Source organism: Halorubrum trapanicum, from assembly GCF_002355655.1.
GTDB lineage: Archaea > Halobacteriota > Halobacteria > Halobacteriales > Haloferacaceae > Halorubrum > Halorubrum trapanicum_A.
Map to the genome: position 1 here is coordinate 1,274,198 of NZ_AP017569.1, position 18,363 is coordinate 1,292,560.

The window sequence follows — 18,363 nt, forward strand, 5'->3', positions numbered from 1 at the left end:
CCTTACTCGAGCAGCGCCCGGACCTCGTCCGCGCGCGTCTCGTCGGTGACGAACCGGTCGAGGACCCACTCGATCTGGCCGAGGACGACGTCGTGGCCCTCGTCGGTGAGTTCGTACTGGTTCGTCCGCTTGTCGAGTTCGCTCTTCTCGACGAGCCCGTGGTCGACGAGGTCGTCGAGGTTGGGGTAGAGCCGGCCGTGGTTCACTTCGGAGCCGTAGTACGCCTCCAGCTCCCGCTTGATGGCGAGGCCGTACATCGGCTCCTCGGCGAGGATGGTGAGGATGTTCTGTTGGAACGCCGTGAGATCGCTCGCGGCCGTCGATTCATCAGTGACTGTTTGTGCCTCTGACATGCCTAACAGGAGGGGACCCGAACTTATAGTCTTTCTCAACAATCACGATCGTAGCGATGCGTAACCTCTAACGTTTGTCCGGATCTCTGGGTATCGACGGTCTCTCGGCGGACGCTCGTCCGATCCGGCGGCGGAGCGCGTTCGACTGATCGGTTCCGTTTTCGGCCGATAGGCCGACGGATCGTCGGTCGCGCCCCGCGTACGGCACGCGATCGAAACCGGGCGATCGGGCGTTCGACCGGTTCCGTTCCCGTGCCGCAGGCTCCCCGTCGCTGCGTCGCCGACGCCGACCCTGTCGTTGTGCCCGTGCGATCCCGAAAGGACTTTGCCCGACATCGACCGATCAACGGGCACATGGTCAACCTCTGGGAGGATCTCGAGACGGGACCGAACGCGCCGGACGAGATCTACGCCGTCGTCGAGTGTCTCAAAGGCGAGCGGAACAAGTACGAGTACGACAAGGACATCCCCGGCGTCGTGCTCGACCGCGTGCTCCACTCGAACGTCCACTACCCGTACGACTACGGCTTCATTCCGCAGTCGTACTACGACGACGAGGACCCCTTCGACGTGATGGTGCTCGTCGAGGACCAGACGTTCCCCGGCTGCGTCGTCGAGGCCCGCCCCGTCGCCATGATGAAGATGGACGACGACGGCGAGCAGGACGACAAGGTGATCGCGGTGCCGACCGAGGACCCCCGGTTCGACCACATCGAGGACCTCGAGGACATCCCCCAGCAGACCCTCGACGAGATAGACGAGTTCTTCGCGACCTACAAGAACCTCGAGGCCGGCAAGGAGGTCGAAACGCTCGGCTGGGAGGACAAGGCGGCGGCCAAGGAGGCCATCGAACACGCGCAGGACCTGTACGACGAGCAGGTCGCCTAACGCCGATATAACCCGAGCGCATCCGTCGCCCACGTCCGAATGCGTTATGCCTATGGGTAATTTTTAGGGCGGGAGTCGCGTACGATCGCGCAGAACCATGAGCGCCACCACGCCCTCCGTCGGCATCGATCACCCGACGGTCGTGCCCGCGAACTTCGACCCGGACGACGACGCGGCGGTCGAGACGGCCGCCGAGGACGAGGCCGCCGCGAGCGACGACGCGTAGCGGCCGCCGCTCCCCTTCTCAGGCGCGTTCGACGACCGCGGAGAGCCGCGTCGCGTCGTCTCGGAGCGACGCGAACGCGTCGTCGACCCAGTCGACCACCGTCTCCTCGGTCGATTCGAGCACGCACCGCGGGTTGTTCCGCTCGTCGTACGCGGTCACGCACGCGACGTCGTCACACCGGACGAGCCCGTACTCGATCGGTTCGGCGCTCACGTACACCTCGGCGCCGTCGTCGTTCAGCGCGCGGTCGGTCGCCGGCCCGAACTCCGTGACCGACGTGTCGACCACGTCGCGGTCGATGATCAGTTCCACGTTCGCGCCGCCGTCCAGCGCCGCGGCCGCCGCGTCGTTGAACTGCTGGAGGACGACGGGAGAGACGGCCCGGATCTCGGCCCCGCCGCTCTCGCGCAGGAGCTCCGTGAGCCGGTCGACGGCCGCCAGCGGGTTCTGGTCGGACGCCACCGTGAGGTCGCTGTCGGGGATCCCCTCCGCGGGGAAGTCGACGCCGACGCGCTCGACGGTCTCCGCGAACCGCCCGTAGCGGTCGGCGCGCTCGACCTCGGTCAGCAGCGTCTCGTACGCGTCGTGGACTCGCTCCCCGGTCGGCGTCACCCGGTAGTCGGCGTCGCGTTTCACCACCCAGTCCCGCTCGCGGAACCCCGCGAGGATCCGTTGGACCGTCGTTCGGGTGGCGTCGACCGCGTCGGTCAACTCCGCGGGGCGCCGCGGATCCTCGCGCAGCGCCCGGAGTATCGCGACCCGAACGGGCGAGCCGGCGAGGTACTGTGCGCCGTCGTGTCCGTCCTCGGCCCTCATCGTATGATCCCTGTGTACGGGTACCGCCCTGTTAATCGTACCGCGTCGCGGAGCGGGTCGCCGCGCTCGGGTCGCGGCCCGCCCGTCGGCCGCGTCAGTCCCGGTATCGGAATGACACGACGGTGCCGACGGTGTCCTCGCCGGCGATGCGCTCCGTGGTCACCGTCACGGCCGCGAGCGCGTCCGCGCCGAGCGCCTCCTCGATCACCGCCCGGAGCGCGTCGGGGTCGGCGCCCTCCTGGATCACCGGCACGCGGACCTGTCGGCGGTTGACCGCGACGTCGCCGAGGTCGTACTCGGTGTGCTCGAACGCCTCTCGGATCGCGGCTTCGATGTCGGTCATGGCACGGTCCGTTCCGCGCCGCGCGGTGAAAAAACGCGGTCTCTCGATCTGCCGCGGCGGTGCGGACAGCGTTTCCGGGTCCACGATGTCGGGTACTGGATAGATACCGCTTATCTGCCGCTCTGCCAGTTTAATACAATCATTTCTAACTTTAAATATCTACTATATTCAGCCGCAGAACAATCTTAATATTTATTTATCCTGATACTTTTCGAATATGCACGAAAGTGTGGCAGATTACGTGGCAGAGCACCCGAAGATGGCCGGCGTCCTGTTCACCGCCCTCCTGCTGCTGACGCAGGCGGCGCCCGCGGCGGCGAATATGGCTGCTACGAACCCTGGTCCTTAATCGATAACAAACTCGTCACTCCAAGTTAACTCATCGTCAATAAAAATCGGTACTGTCTCAAGCTCGAGGAAACTCTTGAGTTTGCTCTTCTGAACACTTTCTATGGATATCCTTGTAGGGATGTAGTGGTTGTCTGACTCTCCTGACATATTCATTTTTGTAAGAGAACCTTTCCCGTAGGGGCCATTCGGAAACATTTCCGCAACCAATTCCCATGAGTCCCCAGATCCGTTCGAAATGTCAAGCACAACTACAGATCCACTCCGGCTCTGACAGATCGTCGTCCCCCCGTCGCCGACAACGATGTACTGGTGACCCGTAATCAACTCCCGTTTCGCCACGTGAAGCGCGGTCCGGAGGTTGAACCCGCTGTTCATCAGGCGGGCGATGATCCGGCCGAGCGTCGTCGCGGGCGAGTTCGCCACGTCGGAGAGGGTGACGATGCCGCCGCGCGAGCCGCGGTGGACTAAGGCCTCACCCTGCTGGTAGGACTGGCAGGCGTTGAGCAGGAAGGCGCTGACGCCGATCTCGAGGTCCTCGTCGGTCAGGTCCAGGTACTCCTCGGCGCACTGCATCCCGCGGTCGTCGACGTGGCCGATGTAGTGGAGGAAGTCGATGTCGGACTCGAGCGTCTCGCGCATCTCCTCGCGGGTGAGGTCGTGGCGCACCTCGATGTCGAACTGGACCATGTCGCGGAGCCCGTACAGGTCGGCGACGTTCCCCTCCTCGCGCATCTGGTCGTCGTTACAGACCACGAGGACGGAGATGCGCGACTGCTCGACCTGCCCGGCTTCGAGCCGGCGGTGGTACGCGTCGAGCGTCGCCTTGTTGGCGTCGAGCGGGACGCCGTCGCCGACCCACGCGTGCTCGACGGTGTCGACCGGCTCCGGCCGGACGAAGTCGGTCTGGGCTGCGACGGCGCCGCGGTTCTCGGTCGCGTCTGCGCCGCGGGTGGCTCCCGGGATCGCTGCTCCCGCGCCCGCACCACCGCGCACGAACTCGCCGTCGTCGAGGCCGCCGCTGTCGGGGTCGACGACGGCACGTCCGCCGTCGAGGCCGACGCCGCCGGCAGGGACCTCCCGCCTCGTGGCCGCCGACGAGCTTCGGTCCGCGCCGCCGAAGAAGCCGACGCCGACTCCCCCGTCGTCGTCCACCGGCGTGACGGTCTCCGGCGAGCGGACGATCGACAGCTCGCCGGCGACGAACGGGAGCATCTCCACATTTCCCGGGTGGGGACGGACGTCGGTCGTCAGGGTCCACTGCGGGAGCTCGGGCTCGACCGCCTCGAAGGGCACCTCGAGGTACTCGCCGAGCCGCTCTGCGAGCGGGAGGTCGTACAGCCGCTCCCAGTCGAGGTCGAGGTCGGTCGCCTCGCGCTCGTGGAGGTCGACCGGGTAGAACCCCTCCGTGCGGGCGAGACAGTCCATGTGGAACGACTGTCTGAGCACCTGCGCGGTCCGTTCCTCGAACCCCGGTTCGAGCGGGTACGTCCACCCTTCGCCCTCGATTCGCGGAGCGTCGCCGGGGACGACGTCGGCGGCGAAGTAGTACGCCAGCGAGACGACGGGGTAGAGGTAGCGGTACTCGGGCGGGACGACGATCCGCACGCCGCTCTCGACCGGCTCGACCCGCTCGGGGACGCGGAACTCCTCGCCGGGCTCGATGAGGGGAGGATGGCCCCGCAGGGTCGGGAACGACCGCTCAGGACTGGTCGTCTGGAGCGCCGACCCGAGCAGCGAGACGGCGTCCATCAGCGACTCCGGATCGGTCGGCGTGGTGATCGTCCCCGCCGGCGTCTGGTGGAGCGACCGGAACCCGAGCCCGACCGTGCCCGGCGTGTTGAGGTCGATCCGAGTCGTCCGGTCGGTCGTGGACACGGAGAAGCCGGCGTCGAAGGTGAGGTACAGCTTCGTCGGCGCGGGGTTTATACCGACGTGATAGGTCCCGTCAGGCATCTCGTAGCAGTCCCCGTGGGTCAGGAGTACTCCGTCGCCGTCTCGTGTCTCGACGACCGCGACGCGCGGGATCTCGATCGCGCCGGTCTCGACCGCGACGCTGGCGTCGACCGGGAAGTAGTGGTCCGACTCGGGCCGTCGGCGCGGCTCGACCGGCCGGTCGGTGTACACCTCGAACTGCGTGTTCTCGATGTGGTCGGTGACGGTGATCCCGTCGGCCTCGCGCAGCGGGTCGATGTCGATGCTCATGGGGACTCGCCGCGGCGGTCGTCGGGGCGGGCGTGAACCGACGCCGCGGGGGGTAGTACCGTCCGGTTGGGCGATAGCGGCGATAAAGCTTGCGTCGGTCGGATCGCCGCGGACCGAACGGATAAAGTCCCGGCCGCCCCATCTCCGCGTAATGATAACGCTGGGAACGGCCCGCGCCTCTCCGGGCGAGACGGACACGGGCCGTCTCGAGGTGGGGGAGATGCGGGACGGGAGCCCCGTCCGGCTGCCGGTCGCCGCGATCAACGGTGCGACCGACGGGCCGACGCTGTACGTCCAGGCGGTGAGCGACGGCGACGAGCTGAACGGCTTAGGCGTCGTCAACCGCGTCGTCCCACGGCTCGACCCGGCCGAGCTGTCGGGGTCCGTCCTCGTCGTCGGCATCGTGAACCACTTCGCGTTCCAGGCCGCCGAACACCGCAACCCCGTCGACGACCGGAAGATGAACCGCGGCTACCCGGGCGACGCGGACGGGACGACGAGCGAGCGGATCGCCCACCAGACGTTCCAGGTCGCCAAGCGCGCGGACTACATCCTCGACCTCCACCAGGGGTCGACGAGCCGGATGATAAACGAGACGCGCGTGCGCTGCGGCGTCCGCCACCGCCTCCACGGGGACTGTTTAGAGCTCGCGAAGGCGTTCGGCTGCGGGCACGTCCTCGACATCAAGGGCCCGGACGGCCAGCTCGCTAGGGCCGGTCCGGAGCACGGCATCCCCACCGTCGACCCGGAGCTCGGCGGCTGCGTCGGCTGGGACGAGGAGTCGATTCAGTACGGCGTCGAGGGCGTGTTCAACGTGCTCCGCCACTACGGGTTCCTCGACGGCGACGCATCCCTCGAATCGCAGACGCGCGCCCGCGGATTCGACCAGTACGGCTCGCCGGCCGGCGGCTTAGTCCGCTTCGAGCGCGAGCTCGGCGAGCGCGTCTCGGCCGGCGACGTCCTCTTCGAGGTGACCGACACGTTCGGCGCCTTGGAAGGCCGCGTCACCGCCGACACCGACGGAATCTTCTGGCGGACGCGCCGGCTCCCGCAGGTGGCCGCCGGCGAGTACGTCTGCTCGATCGGGACCAACGTCGACGAGTACTGATGGGGTCCTCTGACGAATCGGATCGGGGAGCGCGCGCTCCCCGCCGGCTCCGCTGTGCCGAGTGCGGCGAGACGTACCGCGACCGCTGGCGCTGTCGGTGCGGCGCGCCCCTCGATTTCGCCGCCCCGCCGACCCCTGAGGGTGCGGCGCCCGATTCAGGGTCGTTCGACGTGCGCGACGGCCTGTGGGCGTTCGACGACTTCCTCGCCGTCGGCGACGACCCCCGAGCCCGGGTGACGCTCGGCGAGGGGATGACGCCGCTCGTCGACGCGGACGCGGGGACGTCGGACGGCGCCGCCCGAGACGACGACGCTCCCCCGTGGAACGCGTCGTTCAAGCTGGAGTACGTCTTCCCGACCGGCTCGTTCAAGGACCGCGGCGCGACCGCGACGCTGACCCGAGCCCGCGAGCTGGGCGTCGAGCGCGTCGTCGAGGACTCCTCGGGCAACGCGGGCGCCGCGATCGCGACGTACGCCGCCCGCGCCGGGATCGCGGCCGAGATCTACGTCCCCGCCGACGTCAAGGAGTCGAAGCTCACGGCGATCCGCCGCGCCGGCGCCGAGCCGGTCCGGATCGAGGGGAGCCGTCAGGACGTGACGGACGCCTGCGTCGCGGCGCTCGCTGAGGGCGACTCGGGCGCGAGCGGCTCGGGCGCGGGCGAGGACGGCGACCAGTCGCCGACCGACGCCTGGTACGCCAGCCACGCCTGGAACCCGGCGTTCTTCGAGGGGACCGCCACGGTCGCGTACGAGATCGCCTACCAGCGCGGCTGGGACGCCCCCGACGCCGTCGTAACGCCGCTCGGCCACGGGACGCTCTTTCTCGGCGCCTACCGCGGATTCCGGCGGCTCGAACGGGCCGGCTGGATCGACTCGGTCCCGCGGCTCTACGGCGCGCAGGCGGCAGGCGTCGCGCCCGTCGTGCGAGCGCTTCACGGCCCCGACGCCGCCGACCCGGACGGCGCGGTCAACGAGGCGGCCGACGGGATCCAGATCGCCGAACCGGTCCGCGACCGCGAGATCCGGGCGGCGATCGACGCGACCGGCGGCGACGCGCTCGCCGTCACCGAGGCAACCGCGACGCGCGAGCTCGACCGGCTCCACGCCGCCGGCTTCTACACGGAGCCGACCTGCGCGGTCGCGCCCGCCGCGCTGCGGACCCTCCGTGACCGCGGCGAGATCGGTCCCGACGAGGACGCCGTCGTGCCGCTGACGGGGAGCGGCCTGAAGGGCTGAGCCGGGCGCTCTGCCCGGTGCGCGCGGGACGGCGACCGGCCGCACCGTTACCCCTATTCGATCGGCGGTACTCGGTTCTCACATGGAGGTGCTCGTCTACGGCGCCGGCGCGCTCGGGAGCCTCGTGGGCGGGCTGCTGGCGCGCGAACACGACGTGACGCTCGTCGGGCGCGACCCGCACATGCGGACGATCCGCGAGGACGGGCTCCGGATCGACGGCGAGGTGGACGCGCGGGTCTCCCCGCGGGCGCTCACCGACGGGACGCACCGCGCGGCCGACCTCGCACTCGTCACGACGAAGGCGTACGACACCGACGCGGCGGCGCGGGCGCTCGCCACCGGCGAGTACGACGTGGTCTGCTCGCTCCAGAACGGGCTCACCGAGGGGCGGCTGGTCGCCGCGCTCGACGCGACGGTGCTCGCCGGCACCGCGAGCTACGGCGCCCGGTTCGCGGAACCCGGCCGCGTCACCTGTACCGGCGTCGGTGAGGTGACGGTCGGCGCGCTCTCCGGCGGCGCGAGCCCCGCCGCCGACAGGGTCGGCGCGGCCTTCGACGCGGCCGGTATCGAGGCGGTCGTCGCCGAGGATATGCCGGTGCGCCGCTTCGAGAAGCTCGCGGTCAACGCCGGGATCAACGGCCCCTCGGCGCTCGCCCGAACCGAGAACGGCCCGACGCTCGACGGCCCCGCGAGCGGGGTCGCCCGCGAGGCCGCCCGCGAGACGGCCCGCGTCGCCCGGGCGGTCGGGGTCGACCTCCCCGACGAGCGGGCGGTCGAGGCCGTCGAGCGCGTCGCCGCCGACACCGCCGCCAACCGGTCGTCCATGTACGAGGACGTTGCGAACGGACGACGCACCGAGGTCGACGCGATCTACGGCGCGGTCGCCGAACGGGCGGACCGCCACGGCGTCTCGGCCCCGACCTGTCGGACGATCGGGTCGCTGATCCGCGGCTGGGAGGCGGCGCGCGGGCTGCGGTGAGCGGGGCGCCGCCTGCGCTGTAGGCGCGGCGGCCGGAGAAAAGCGAGCGGGGCGGCTACGTTCTCAACACCACTCCTCGAGGACGGTCGCGTCGGTCTCGTCGACCGACACCCACGCGTCCTCCCGCGAGACGTCCGCGATGACGAGCTCCGGTCGCGACGACGAGGAGTCGATGGACGCCATCACGTCCGGCTCGTTCCCGGCGTCGAGCGCCGGGTCCGTCGGCAGCGCCGTCCGACGGCGGTCGGGGTCCGGGTCGTCCCAAGGGGTGGAACTCCGTGACATGGTTGTGAATAGTTCACAGTACGTATAAGAGTTGCGAACGCGCGCGGAGTCGGTCGTCGAATCGGGGATTCCGGGTACTGCCCGCCGACGTATCTCCCGAAAAACCGCCGCTCGGGCGATGATATGCCCGAACGTGTCGAGTTTCTCATCGGCTCTCGGGTCTCGGTACCACGCCCGCGGACGGGGCGGTCGCCGCGCTCGGGCGGACGGAGGCGGACGCCGCCGCTCGACGCCGCGGGTCGGCGGTCCGGCTCCGCACACCTTCGCAGTATACAAGAGGTGGCACGCTGAAAGACGGGCATGAACGTCGCAGACGCCATGACGCCCCGGTCGGAGCTCGTCGTCGTCGAGATCCCCGGGAGCCGGAACGACGTGTTGGAGTACATCCAGGAGCACGGGTTCTCCTCGGTCCCGGTCGTGAAGGACGTCGACGGCGACGAGGTGTACCGCGGGCTCGTCACGCGCGACGACCTGATCGACCAGCCGGACGAGGACCAGCTCGCGCTGCTGATGCGCGAGGTCCCGACCGCGGGGGCCGCCGACGACATCGTCGACGCCGCGCGGACGATGGTCGCGGAGGGGTCGCGGCGGCTCCCCGTGGTCGACGGCGACGAGCTCGTCGGCATCCTCACCGTCACCGACGTTGTGCGGGCGATCGCCCGCGGCGAGGTCGACGGCGAGACCGAGGTGGGCGAGCTCGCGACGCGCGAGGTCAACGCGACCCACGCGGGGACGCCGCTGCCGGTCGCCGAGCGCGAGATCGCGCTCTCCGGCGTCCCGTACGCGGTCGTCCTCGACGACGAGGCCGCGGTCGCCGGGATGCTCACCGAGGTCGACATCTTAGCGGTCGCCCGCGTCGTCGAGGGCGAGGCGAGTACCGGCGACTCGATCGCCGAGGAGGACTCCGAGTGGTCTTGGGAGGGGATCAAGGCGACCGGCGCCCGTTACCTCCCGACCCGGAACGTCGAGATCCCGGCGGAGGCGGTCCGCCACTTCATGACCGCGGACCTCGTCACCGTCAACGCCACGCGGACGGCCAAGGAGGTGGCACAGGAGCTCATCAGCAACGACATCGAGCAGGTCCCGCTCGTCTCGGGCACCGACCTCGACGGGATCGTCCGGGACGTCGACCTGCTGGAGGGGCTGTAGATGGCCGCGGACGCGCTCGCCGAACTCGCGAAGCGCCGCGGGTTCTTCTTCGGCTCGAACGGCGCGTACGGCGGCACCGCCGGCTTCTACACGTTCGGCCCGCAGGGCGCCGCCCTCAAGCGGAACGTCGAGGACGCGTGGCGAGACCGGTTCACTATCCGCGAGGGGAACCGCGAGATCGAGGCGCCGACGGTGATGCCCGAGGCCGTCTTCGAGGCCTCCGGCCACCTGGAGGGGTTCGACGACATGCTCGTCGAGTGCCCCGAGTGCGGCGCGTCCCACCGCGCCGACCACCTCGTCGAGGACGCCACTGAGATCGAGGACGCCGAGGCGCTCCCCGGCGAGGAGGTCGCCGAGCTCATCGCCGACAACGGGATCGCCTGTCCGGCCTGCGGCACCGAGCTCGCCGGTCAGCCGGTCGAGGCGTTCAACCTCATGTTCGCCACCGACATCGGTCCCGGCGACGCCCAGCCCGGCTACCTCCGCCCGGAGACCGCGCAGGGCATCTTCGTCGAGTTCCCTCGATTGAAGGAGTACGCCCGCGGGAACCTCCCGTTCGGCATCACCCAGATCGGCCCCGCCTACCGCAACGAGATCTCGCCGCGCGGCGGCCTCCTCCGCCTGCGCGAGTTCACGCAGGCCGAGCTCGAGCAGTTCATCGACCCCGAGGAAGACGAGCCGCCGCTCGACCGCGTCCGCGACGTCGAGGTCCGGCTGTACCCCGCGACCGAGCAGGAGGCCGACGACGGCGACTACCTCGACACGACGGTCGGCGAGGCGGTCGACGAGGGCGTCATCGGCTCCCCGTGGGTCGGCTACTACCTCGGCGTCGCGCAGGAGTGGTACGAGCGCGTCGGCGTCGACCTCGACCGGTTCCGCTTCCGCCAGCACCTCGCCGGCGAGCGCGCCCACTACGCGGCCGACTGCTGGGACGCCGAGAGCGAGGTCGGCGGCGACTGGATCGAGATCGCCGGCTTCGCCTACCGCGGCGACTACGACCTCTCGAAGCACGACGAGTACGGCGACGACTCGTTCACGGTGTTCAAGCGCTACGACGAGCCGAAGACCGTCGAGCGGGCGACCGTCGACCCCGACATGTCCGTTCTCGGGCCCGAGTTCGGCGGCGACGCCGCCGCGGTCGCCGAGGCGCTCGAATCGCTCGCCGAGCGCGACCCGGACGCCTTCGAGGGCGACACCGTCGAGGTGACGCTCGGTGACGGCGACCGCGAGGTCGAGGTCGACGCCGACGTGGCGAACTTCTCGGTCGAGGAGACCACCGAGAGCGGCGAGCACATCACCCCGCACGTCGTCGAGCCGTCGTTCGGCGTCGGCCGCACCGTCCAGACGCTGCTCGCGCACGCCTACAGCGAGGACGAGGTCGACGGCGAGGAGCGCACCTACCTCTCCCTCGAACCCGAGGTCGCGCCGCAGGACGCCGCCGTCTTCCCGCTGGTGACCAACGACGAGCGCCTCACCGCGCTCGCCGACGAGGTCGCGGCCGACCTGCGGGCGGCGGGCCTCGCGGTCGCGTACGACGACTCCGGCTCGATCGGCCGCCGCTACCGCCGGCAGGACGAGGTCGGCACGCCGTTCTGCGTCACGGTCGACCGCGACGGGATCGAGGGCGACGGCCCGGACACCGTCACGCTCCGCGAGCGCGACTCCGCGGCGCAGGTCCGGATCCCGGTCGCCGACCTCGCCGACGAGCTGACCGCGCTGCGCGGGGGCGAGCCGTTCGCGTCGGTGGCGGACCGGTACGACGCGGTCGACACCGACGTCGAGACGGCGGGGAACTGAGGGGTGACCCTCCCGGACGCCGCGTGGCGCGAGCGCGTGGAGTTCGAGCGGCGGCTCGTCCACGCGAGCGGCACCCTCTACCCGGTCCCGTACCTGCTGGGCTGGATCTCTTGGGAGACGACCGGGCGGCTGATGATCCTCAGCGTCGTCGTCGCGGGGGTCCTCGAAGCGCTGCGGCTCTCCGGCTCCGTGGGCCCGCTCGAACCGCTGTACGACGCGCTCGTCCGCGAGTACGAGGCCGACGGGATCGCGGGCTACGCGCTGTACCAGGTCGGGATGGCCGCGGCCGCGCTTACGTTCGCGCCGGTGTTCGCCGTGCCCGCGATGTGGATGCTCTCGGTCGGCGACCCGATAAGCGGCGGCCTCGGCGAGAACGCGGCGACGGAGCCCAAGCGGCTCTCCGTGGTGGCGGCGATGGTGTTCGTCTGCTTCGGGATCGCCGTCCCGTACGCGATCCCCGAGTTCGGCCCCGACCCCGGCGTGATCGTCGCGCTCGCGGGGGCGATCCCCGCGGCAATCGCCGACGGGCTCCCGCCGCTCGTCCGCGGCGTGGCCGTCGACGACAACCTCACCATCCCGCCGGCGGCCGCGGGCGGAATGTTCCTCGCGGCGTCGCTGATCGCGTAGAGGACGATCGAGCGAACGGGCACGGAAGCGCCGTCGCTCTCCGAACGGGACTGAGAGAAGCGCCGAGGCGGAGATTTGAACTCCGGTGTCCGAATGGACAGTAGATTTCGAATCTACCGCCTTGGCCAGGCTAGGCTACCTCGGCTCGTCTCGTCGTTGGCCGGTTCCGCTGTTATGCGTTTCGATCGCTTTCGCGCGGTCCGCGGTCCGGCGTCGTCCCGGTCGGCGCCCGGCGTCGTCCCGGTCGGCGCCCGGCGTCGTCCCGGTCGCTCGCCGCCGCCGGCTCGGTCGGCGCCCGCCGCCGGCAACGCTTTTCGGCCCGGCCCCCGTGCGGTCGGTATGGACGTCCCCGAAGCGGCCGACGCCTGTTCCCGCGTCGTCGACGAGGTCGGCGGCGCGGTCGTCGCCGACCGCGAGTTCCTCGACCGCGTCACGCTCGGCATCCTCGCCCGCGGCCACGTCCTCTTAGAGGACGTGCCCGGCACCGGCAAGACCCTCTCCGCGCGCTCGTTCGCGACCGCGCTCGGCTTGGAGTTCTCCCGGATCCAGTTCACCCCGGACCTCCTGCCCGCCGACGTCACCGGGACCAACGTGTTCGACGAAAGCGACGGCTCCTTCTCCTTTTCCCCCGGGCCGATCTTCGCGAACGTCGTGCTCGCCGACGAGATCAACCGCGCGCCGCCGAAGACCCAGGCTGCCCTGCTGGAGGCGATGGAGGAGGGGCAGGTGACCGTTGACGGCGACACCCACGAGCTGCCGAGCCCGTTCTACGTCATCGCGACCCAGAACCCGGTCGAGAGCGAGGGGGCCTTCCCGCTGCCGGAGGCGCAGCTCGACCGGTTCACGATCAAGACCTCGATCGGCTACCCGGATGAGGACGGCGAGTTAGAGCTGCTTCGCCGGCGCGCCGGCCGCGTCGAGCAGTCGCCGACGGTCGACCGCGTCCTCGACCCCGACGCCGTGGCCGCGCTGCGGGAGGTGCCCGAGTCCGTCCGGGTGGAGGACGACCTGCTGCGCTACGCGGCGTCGCTCGCGCGGGCGACCCGCGAGGACCGCCGCGTCGAGGCCGGCGTCTCCCCCCGCGGCACGCAGCGCCTCTTCGAGACCGCCCGCGCGGCGGCGGTGATCGCCGGCCGCGAGTTCGTCACGCCGGACGACGTGAAGCGCGTCGCGGAGCCGACGCTCGCCCACCGGCTCGTGTTGACGCCCGACGCCGCGGTCAACGACGTCGACGAGCGCGACGTGATCGCCGACGTGCTCGACCGGGTCGCGGTGCCGACGGTCGAGGCGCCGGAGGCGTGAGGCGTCAGTTTAAAAAGAAGCGGCTTTGTTGAAAATCTCAGAAGCTGACAGTTTCACTCCCTCAATCGCTCAGTACAGGCGACCCACAGATCGTTCGGTACAGCGACCGAATCAACCTACACAACTTCTTATAAGTCGTCGAAGTCAGCAACGGTAGTCGCCATGCCGAGAAACATCAACCCAAACCCAGCGGCACCTGCCGGGATCGAGCTCTGTAGGAGGAATCCGCCGGTGAACGCACTAACACCGCCAACAATAGCTCCACGCTTCCTTGCCGGGGCGGCCTCACGAGAGAGAGAAATAAACGTTCGGCGATGTGCTATCATTATTGAACTCACAGCCACATAGAGCGGTAATAGTGAGATTGTAAGCAAGTGATCTGTCGCAGCGAATTCTGCGACGGATGCCGTAACTAACAGTCCAACAAGTAGTGACACAGCGTACCGGAGGGCACGACGCATATCCCGAACTGTGGTTACTGCGGCTAAAAAACCATCTGTGTTACATACACTGGCCGACTGGTTTTTCCGGTTATTATGCAGTTCTCATCGAACGGCTGTTTCAGATGAGAATATGTCTGAAGAATAGGATTTTAACAAAGCCGAAGAAGCTGCGAACTACTCGTCGTCTCGCTCCGCCAGCAGCTCCGTCGCCGTGAGCAGCGACTCCAGCTCCACGTCGTGCTCGGCGAGCAGCTCCGCGGCGCCCTCCTCGCGGTCGACGACGACCAGCACGCGGTCGACCGCCGCGCCCGCCTCGCGGAGCGCCTCGACCGCGTCGACCGCCGACTGCCCCGTCGTGGCGATGTCCTCGATCACGACCACCTCCTCGCCGTCGTCGAGTCGGCCCTCGATCCGGTTGCCCGTGCCGTACTCCTTCGCCTGCTTTCGCGCGATGACGTACGGGCGACCCAGCTCGGCGGCCGTGACGGCCACCAGCGGCACCGCGCCCAGCGCGACGCCCGCCAGCTTCGCGTCCGTGTCCGCGAGGCGGTCGGCGAACGCCTCGCTCACGAGCCGGAGGGCGTCCGGATCGGTCTCGAAGAGGTACTTGTCCACGTAGTAGTCGCTCGTGCCGCCGTGCGACAGCTCGAACTCGCCGAACCGGACGGCGTCGGCCGCGGTGAGCGCGGCGATCAGCTCGCGTCGTCGGTCGTCGTCGGTCATACGGGGAAACGGGCCGCCGGCGACAATAAACGGGTCGGAACGCGCGGACGCCGCGGGTCGGCTACCGCTCCGCCTCGTCGGCGAACTCCGGCCCGCCCCCCTCTGCCGCCGGGAGGACGAGCGCCACGGTCGTCCCCTCGCCGTCGATCCCGGTGTCGAACCGGATCTCGCCGCCGTACGCCTCCACGACCCAGGCGGCAATCCACAGCCCGACGCCGGTGTTGTGCCGGAGCTGCGTCACCTCGCGGTCCCCGGTGATCACCTCCCGAACCGCGGTCGCGATCCCCGGTCCGTCGTCGGCGACTCGCAGCGTCACCGCCCCGGCGTCCGGGTCGCGCTCGGCGCTCACCGCGACGCGCGGGGCGTCGCCCCCGTGTTCGACGGCGTTCTCCACGAGGTGGTCGACCGCGATCGAGAGGCGGTCGTCCCCGCGCACCGCCAGCCCCTCCGGCACGTCGGCGGTGATCCGGGCGTCCGCGCGTTCGCTCGCGTGGCGCTCGACGACCTCCGCGACGACGGCGCCCACGTCGATCGGCTCCGGGTCGGTGACGTACCCGTTCTCGACGACGCGACGGAGGGTGGCGGCTCCCTCGGCGACGCCGCTCAGCCGCTTGCCGGTGGCCTCGATCCGCTCAGCGAACTCACGGATTCGATCGTCGTCGGTCCGATCGGCGATCTCGGCGGCGAAGCCGAACACGACGTTCAGCTCGTTTCGCAGGTTGTGTCTGAGGATCCGGTTGACGATCCGGACGTACCGCTCGCGGCGCTTCCGGTCGGTGATGTCGGTGTAGATGCCGAACGCCCGGCGGGTCCCCTCGGTCTCGTAGCTGAACCCGCGGAAGAGGAACTCGCGCGTCCCGTCGACGGTCTGCCGGCGCACCTCCTCGGTCGCGAACCCGCGTTCGCGGACCAGCGAGTCGAGGTCCGTCGCCACGACCCCGCCGCGCTCCTCGGGGTCACCGAGCCGGTCGTCGTGGATGTCCAACGCGCCGATCGACCGGCCGCGGAGCGTCGCCTCGTCCACGCCGAACTGCGTCTCGAACGCGGGGTTGGCCCCGTCGATGACGGTCTCCTCGTCCTCTAAGATGACCTCCATCACCGGGTCCGGGATCCGGTCGAACAGCCGCCGGAAGCGGTCGCGCTCGGCGGACAGCTCCGTGCGCGTCCGGCGGAGGTCGGTCGTGTCGGACAGCGACCCGACGACGCCGGCCCCGCGGTCGGAGAGCCGCGACAGCCGCAGTTCGCCGTGTCGCGGCCGGCGGTCGCCGTCGCGGTCGGCGGTCAGGTCGACCGTCCGGGTCGGCTCCGGCGTCCCGCCGGCCTCGGTCGCCGCGTCGGTGAGCGCCGCGACCGCGTCGGCGACCCGGGGCGCGTCGGCCTCGTCGACGAACGCGTCGAGCGGTTCCCCGGCGACGTCGTCGAGGTCGTCGGCGCCGATCCACGCGAGGAACGGCGCGGTGGCGTAGCTGACGGCGCCGTCGCCGTCGAGCACGCACACCATGTCGTCGACGTTCTTGAGCGCGTCCTCGTAGGTGCGGAGCCGGCGGCGGCGGTCGGCGGCGTCCATCGCGGCGACCGCGTTCGTCGCCAGCAGTTCGAGGACTGAGACGTCGCTCTCGTCGAAGGCGTTCGGCTCGACGGCGCCGACGATGAACGCGCCGTGCCCGCCGAGCGGAACCGCCGCGACGGAGCGCATCCCGTGGTACGACCGCCCGTCGTCGACCGCCGCGAGGTCGTCTTCCACCCGCGGTTCCCCCGTCTCGAACACCCCGCCGGTGAGCCCCTCGCCGGGGCGGCGCGGCCCGCGGCTGTCCGCGAACCGGTCGCCGAGCCCGTCGCTCGTGGCGACCAGCCGGAGGCGATCCGTCTCGGGATCGTACAGCCGGACGCCGCTGATCTCGTAGCCGAGGACCTCGTCGGCGGCCTCGATCAGCCGGTCCGCGACCGCCTCCCTGTCGTCGGCGCGCTGGATTCGTTCGACGGTGCCGAGGAGCCGTTCGAGGATGCGCTCGCGGCGCTTCCGCTCCGAGGCGTCCGCGAAGAACACGGAGAGCCCGTCGGGCGAGGGGTACGCGGTCACCTCGGTCCACAGGTCGAGCGGCTCGTAGCGGTCCTCGAACGAGACCGGCTCCTGCGTCTCCATCGCCCGGCGGTAGTTCTCCTCGTACTCCTCGCCGATCGCGGCCGGGAACTCCTCCCAGACGTCGGCGCCGAGCAGCTCGTCCGGCTCGCGGTCGAGCAGCGACGCCGCCTTCTCGTTGACGTAGGTGAACCGCCAGTCGGCGTCGAGCGCGAAGAACGCGTCGTCGATCCGTTCGAGGGTGTCCTCGAACCGCTCGACCGCCGCCTCGCGCTCCTCGCGGGCGATCCGCCGCTCGATCGCGCGTCCCAGCCAGTCGGCGAGCAGCTCGACGAACAGCCGCTCCGACTCGTCGAACGGGCGGTCGCGGCGCTCGGGGTCGAGGAAACAGAGCGTCCCGTACGTCTCGCCGTCGACGACGACCCGCCCGCCGACGTAGCTGCCGAAGCCGAACGCCTCGTAGGCCGGGTCGTCCCCGAGGCCCGCGGCCTCGGGGTCCGTGAACGCGACCACGTCGTCGCTCCGCACCGTCCGCTGGCAGTAGGTCAGTTCGAGCGGGATCGTCCCGTCGTCGTCGAGGTCGCGCTCGCCGAGCGAGTCCAGCAGCCCCGTCCCGTCGCTGTACCGCCGGAGTTCGAGCCGGTCGCCGTCGACCCGCGAGGAGTAGCCGATCGACAGCCCGAGCCGGTCGCGGCCCAGCTCCAGCAGCCGGTCGAGCTTCTCGTCGAGGTCGGTCGTCCGGTCCGAGACGACCCGGATGAACGGTTCGAGGACCGGCTCCTCCTCGGCGTCCCGCTCACGCACGCGTCTCTCATCCGATCCCTCGGCCAGCCTGTCAGCGAGCGTCTCGCCGTCGGCCGCGAGCCGCCGCCCGGAGACGTACTCGACCCCGAGCCGGCTCGCGTCGATGCCGGCGTCGGGGCGGTCTCGCACCGAGTAGGCGAGTACCGTCGCGTCCGGGTAGCGGTCGCTGACCGCCCCGAGGCGGTCGAGCGCGACCGCGTCGCTCCCGGCCGCGAGGTCGGCGTTCGCGGCGCCCCCGCCGCTCGGTCCGGACCCGCCGTCGCCGCTCGGTCCGGGTCCGCCGCCGTTCAGCTCGGACGCAGCGTCGTCACCGAGGTCCCCGTCGTCGTCGCACAGTCGGACGACGACGCGCTCCGGACCGGCGGCCGCGTCCGAGTCGGCGTCCGCGTCCGGGCGGCCGGTCGCGCCCGAATCCGCGTCCCCGTCGCCCGCGACGTCGCCCGCTCGGCGGACGCGCGTCTCCTCGGGGAGCGCTCCCCAGGCGGCGTCGACGGGCTCGCCGACGTGAAGCGTCGACTCAGCGGTCATCCGTGACGAGTACGTTCCGCGGCGGTCGTCCGCGACGAGGGCGGTCCGCGGCGGTCATTCCCGCCGCGGCCCCCTCGTCTCACGCGCTCGGCCGGGCGCCCGGCGGGGGCCCGTCGCACGCTCG

The 18,363-nt window shown here is 70.4% G+C and carries 17 protein-coding genes and 1 tRNA gene; 10 read left to right on the plus strand and 8 right to left on the minus strand.

The genetic code is table 11. The features are described 5' to 3' along the window. Nucleotides 1–2: 2 nt before the first annotated feature. Nucleotides 3–353, minus strand: a complete 351-nt coding sequence (locus CPZ01_RS06210) for a PadR family transcriptional regulator (protein ID WP_096393930.1) — start codon at nucleotides 351–353, stop codon at nucleotides 3–5. 354 nt (nucleotides 354–707) lie between these two features. Here CPZ01_RS06210 and CPZ01_RS06215 point away from each other — a divergent pair, with 354 nt between their 5' ends. Both CPZ01_RS06215 and CPZ01_RS15665 read left to right on the plus strand, forming a co-directional pair. Then, on the plus strand, nucleotides 708–1,241 hold the full coding sequence (locus tag CPZ01_RS06215; RefSeq protein WP_096393931.1) for an inorganic diphosphatase: 534 nt from the start codon (nucleotides 708–710) through the stop codon (nucleotides 1,239–1,241). 97 nt (nucleotides 1,242–1,338) lie between these two features. After that, nucleotides 1,339–1,467, plus strand: a complete 129-nt coding sequence (locus CPZ01_RS15665) for a hypothetical protein (protein WP_269459582.1) — start codon at nucleotides 1,339–1,341, stop codon at nucleotides 1,465–1,467. An 18-nt stretch (nucleotides 1,468–1,485) separates the two neighbouring features. Here CPZ01_RS15665 and CPZ01_RS06220 read toward each other — a convergent pair whose 3' ends face one another. Both CPZ01_RS06220 and CPZ01_RS06225 read right to left on the minus strand, forming a co-directional pair. Continuing rightward, nucleotides 1,486–2,283 (minus strand): helix-turn-helix transcriptional regulator, encoded by a 798-nt coding sequence (locus CPZ01_RS06220; protein ID WP_096393932.1) that lies wholly within the window; start codon nucleotides 2,281–2,283, stop codon nucleotides 1,486–1,488. A gap of 94 nt (nucleotides 2,284–2,377) precedes the next feature. After that, complete coding sequence (locus tag CPZ01_RS06225) at nucleotides 2,378–2,626, minus strand: hypothetical protein (protein WP_096393933.1); 249 nt, start codon at nucleotides 2,624–2,626, stop codon at nucleotides 2,378–2,380. A gap of 217 nt (nucleotides 2,627–2,843) precedes the next feature. Between CPZ01_RS06225 and CPZ01_RS15785 the strand changes: the two genes are divergently transcribed. Continuing rightward, nucleotides 2,844–2,975 carry a DUF7503 family protein gene (locus CPZ01_RS15785; RefSeq protein ID WP_425544852.1) on the plus strand — a complete coding sequence of 44 codons (132 nt, stop codon included), beginning with the start codon at nucleotides 2,844–2,846 and terminating at the stop codon, nucleotides 2,973–2,975. On the opposite strand, the gene CPZ01_RS06230 is transcribed toward CPZ01_RS15785, so the two are convergent. Continuing rightward, complete coding sequence (locus tag CPZ01_RS06230) at nucleotides 2,972–5,179, minus strand: caspase family protein (RefSeq protein ID WP_096393934.1); 2,208 nt, start codon at nucleotides 5,177–5,179, stop codon at nucleotides 2,972–2,974. The two genes, CPZ01_RS15785 and CPZ01_RS06230, sit on opposite strands and share 4 nt — an antisense overlap. A gap of 151 nt (nucleotides 5,180–5,330) precedes the next feature. Here CPZ01_RS06230 and CPZ01_RS06235 point away from each other — a divergent pair, with 151 nt between their 5' ends. The 3 genes from CPZ01_RS06235 (at nucleotide 5,331) to CPZ01_RS06245 (ending at nucleotide 8,501) form a co-directional block, all read left to right on the plus strand. Further along, nucleotides 5,331–6,287, plus strand: coding sequence for a succinylglutamate desuccinylase/aspartoacylase family protein (locus tag CPZ01_RS06235; protein WP_096393935.1), 957 nt, complete (start codon nucleotides 5,331–5,333; stop codon nucleotides 6,285–6,287). Next, entirely contained in the window at nucleotides 6,287–7,522 is a 1,236-nt protein-coding gene (locus CPZ01_RS06240; protein ID WP_096393936.1) for a pyridoxal-phosphate dependent enzyme, read from the plus strand. Before CPZ01_RS06235 ends, CPZ01_RS06240 begins: the two co-directional genes overlap by 1 nt. 82 nt (nucleotides 7,523–7,604) lie before the next feature. Further along, entirely contained in the window at nucleotides 7,605–8,501 is an 897-nt protein-coding gene (locus CPZ01_RS06245) for a ketopantoate reductase family protein (RefSeq protein WP_096393937.1), read from the plus strand. A 63-nt stretch (nucleotides 8,502–8,564) separates the two neighbouring features. Here CPZ01_RS06245 and CPZ01_RS06250 read toward each other — a convergent pair whose 3' ends face one another. Continuing rightward, nucleotides 8,565–8,786 (minus strand): DUF7556 family protein, encoded by a 222-nt coding sequence (locus tag CPZ01_RS06250; protein WP_096393938.1) that lies wholly within the window; start codon nucleotides 8,784–8,786, stop codon nucleotides 8,565–8,567. A 300-nt stretch (nucleotides 8,787–9,086) separates the two neighbouring features. Here CPZ01_RS06250 and CPZ01_RS06255 point away from each other — a divergent pair, with 300 nt between their 5' ends. From CPZ01_RS06255 to CPZ01_RS06265, 3 genes are read left to right on the plus strand one after another with little or no spacing between them, the layout of a single operon-like run. Beyond that, the gene (locus CPZ01_RS06255; RefSeq protein WP_096393939.1) at nucleotides 9,087–9,935 is read left to right on the plus strand and encodes a CBS domain-containing protein; all 849 of its coding nucleotides are present in this window, start codon (nucleotides 9,087–9,089) and stop codon (nucleotides 9,933–9,935) included. Next, the gene (glyS, locus tag CPZ01_RS06260) at nucleotides 9,936–11,732 is read left to right on the plus strand and encodes a glycine--tRNA ligase (RefSeq protein WP_096393940.1); all 1,797 of its coding nucleotides are present in this window, start codon (nucleotides 9,936–9,938) and stop codon (nucleotides 11,730–11,732) included. A 3-nt stretch (nucleotides 11,733–11,735) separates the two neighbouring features. Continuing rightward, on the plus strand, nucleotides 11,736–12,359 hold the full coding sequence (locus tag CPZ01_RS06265; RefSeq protein ID WP_096393941.1) for a diacylglycerol/polyprenol kinase family protein: 624 nt from the start codon (nucleotides 11,736–11,738) through the stop codon (nucleotides 12,357–12,359). A gap of 60 nt (nucleotides 12,360–12,419) precedes the next feature. On the opposite strand, the gene CPZ01_RS06270 is transcribed toward CPZ01_RS06265, so the two are convergent. Further along, a tRNA-Ser gene (locus CPZ01_RS06270) sits at nucleotides 12,420–12,504 on the minus strand. A gap of 194 nt (nucleotides 12,505–12,698) precedes the next feature. Here CPZ01_RS06270 and CPZ01_RS06275 point away from each other — a divergent pair. After that, nucleotides 12,699–13,661 (plus strand): AAA family ATPase, encoded by a 963-nt coding sequence (locus CPZ01_RS06275; protein WP_096393942.1) that lies wholly within the window; start codon nucleotides 12,699–12,701, stop codon nucleotides 13,659–13,661. 617 nt (nucleotides 13,662–14,278) lie between these two features. Here the strand turns inward: CPZ01_RS06275 and pyrE are convergent. Together pyrE and CPZ01_RS06285 are read right to left on the minus strand one after the other, a co-directional pair. After that, nucleotides 14,279–14,827: an orotate phosphoribosyltransferase gene (gene pyrE, locus CPZ01_RS06280; RefSeq protein ID WP_096393943.1), complete on the minus strand. Its 549-nt coding sequence runs from the start codon at nucleotides 14,825–14,827 to the stop codon at nucleotides 14,279–14,281. Between the two features lie 61 nt (nucleotides 14,828–14,888). Continuing rightward, on the minus strand, nucleotides 14,889–18,239 hold the full coding sequence (locus CPZ01_RS06285; RefSeq protein WP_096393944.1) for a PAS domain-containing protein: 3,351 nt from the start codon (nucleotides 18,237–18,239) through the stop codon (nucleotides 14,889–14,891). Nucleotides 18,240–18,363 lie beyond the last annotated feature (124 nt).

Coding starts and splice junctions, on each gene's coding strand:
- CPZ01_RS06230 (WP_096393934.1), bottom strand. CDS start 5,179: ATGAGCATCGACATCGACCCGCTGCGCGAGGCCGACGGGATCACCGTC.
- CPZ01_RS06215 (WP_096393931.1), top strand. CDS start 708: ATGGTCAACCTCTGGGAGGATCTCGAGACGGGACCGAACGCGCCGGAC.
- CPZ01_RS06225 (WP_096393933.1), bottom strand. CDS start 2,626: ATGACCGACATCGAAGCCGCGATCCGAGAGGCGTTCGAGCACACCGAG.
- glyS (WP_096393940.1), top strand. CDS start 9,936: ATGGCCGCGGACGCGCTCGCCGAACTCGCGAAGCGCCGCGGGTTCTTC.
- CPZ01_RS06275 (WP_096393942.1), top strand. CDS start 12,699: ATGGACGTCCCCGAAGCGGCCGACGCCTGTTCCCGCGTCGTCGACGAG.
- CPZ01_RS06250 (WP_096393938.1), bottom strand. CDS start 8,786: ATGTCACGGAGTTCCACCCCTTGGGACGACCCGGACCCCGACCGCCGT.
- CPZ01_RS15665 (WP_269459582.1), top strand. CDS start 1,339: ATGAGCGCCACCACGCCCTCCGTCGGCATCGATCACCCGACGGTCGTG.
- pyrE (WP_096393943.1), bottom strand. CDS start 14,827: ATGACCGACGACGACCGACGACGCGAGCTGATCGCCGCGCTCACCGCG.
- CPZ01_RS15785 (WP_425544852.1), top strand. CDS start 2,844: ATGCACGAAAGTGTGGCAGATTACGTGGCAGAGCACCCGAAGATGGCC.
- CPZ01_RS06285 (WP_096393944.1), bottom strand. CDS start 18,239: ATGACCGCTGAGTCGACGCTTCACGTCGGCGAGCCCGTCGACGCCGCC.
- CPZ01_RS06255 (WP_096393939.1), top strand. CDS start 9,087: ATGAACGTCGCAGACGCCATGACGCCCCGGTCGGAGCTCGTCGTCGTC.
- CPZ01_RS06245 (WP_096393937.1), top strand. CDS start 7,605: ATGGAGGTGCTCGTCTACGGCGCCGGCGCGCTCGGGAGCCTCGTGGGC.
- CPZ01_RS06210 (WP_096393930.1), bottom strand. CDS start 353: ATGTCAGAGGCACAAACAGTCACTGATGAATCGACGGCCGCGAGCGAT.
- CPZ01_RS06240 (WP_096393936.1), top strand. CDS start 6,287: ATGGGGTCCTCTGACGAATCGGATCGGGGAGCGCGCGCTCCCCGCCGG.
- CPZ01_RS06220 (WP_096393932.1), bottom strand. CDS start 2,283: ATGAGGGCCGAGGACGGACACGACGGCGCACAGTACCTCGCCGGCTCG.
- CPZ01_RS06235 (WP_096393935.1), top strand. CDS start 5,331: ATGATAACGCTGGGAACGGCCCGCGCCTCTCCGGGCGAGACGGACACG.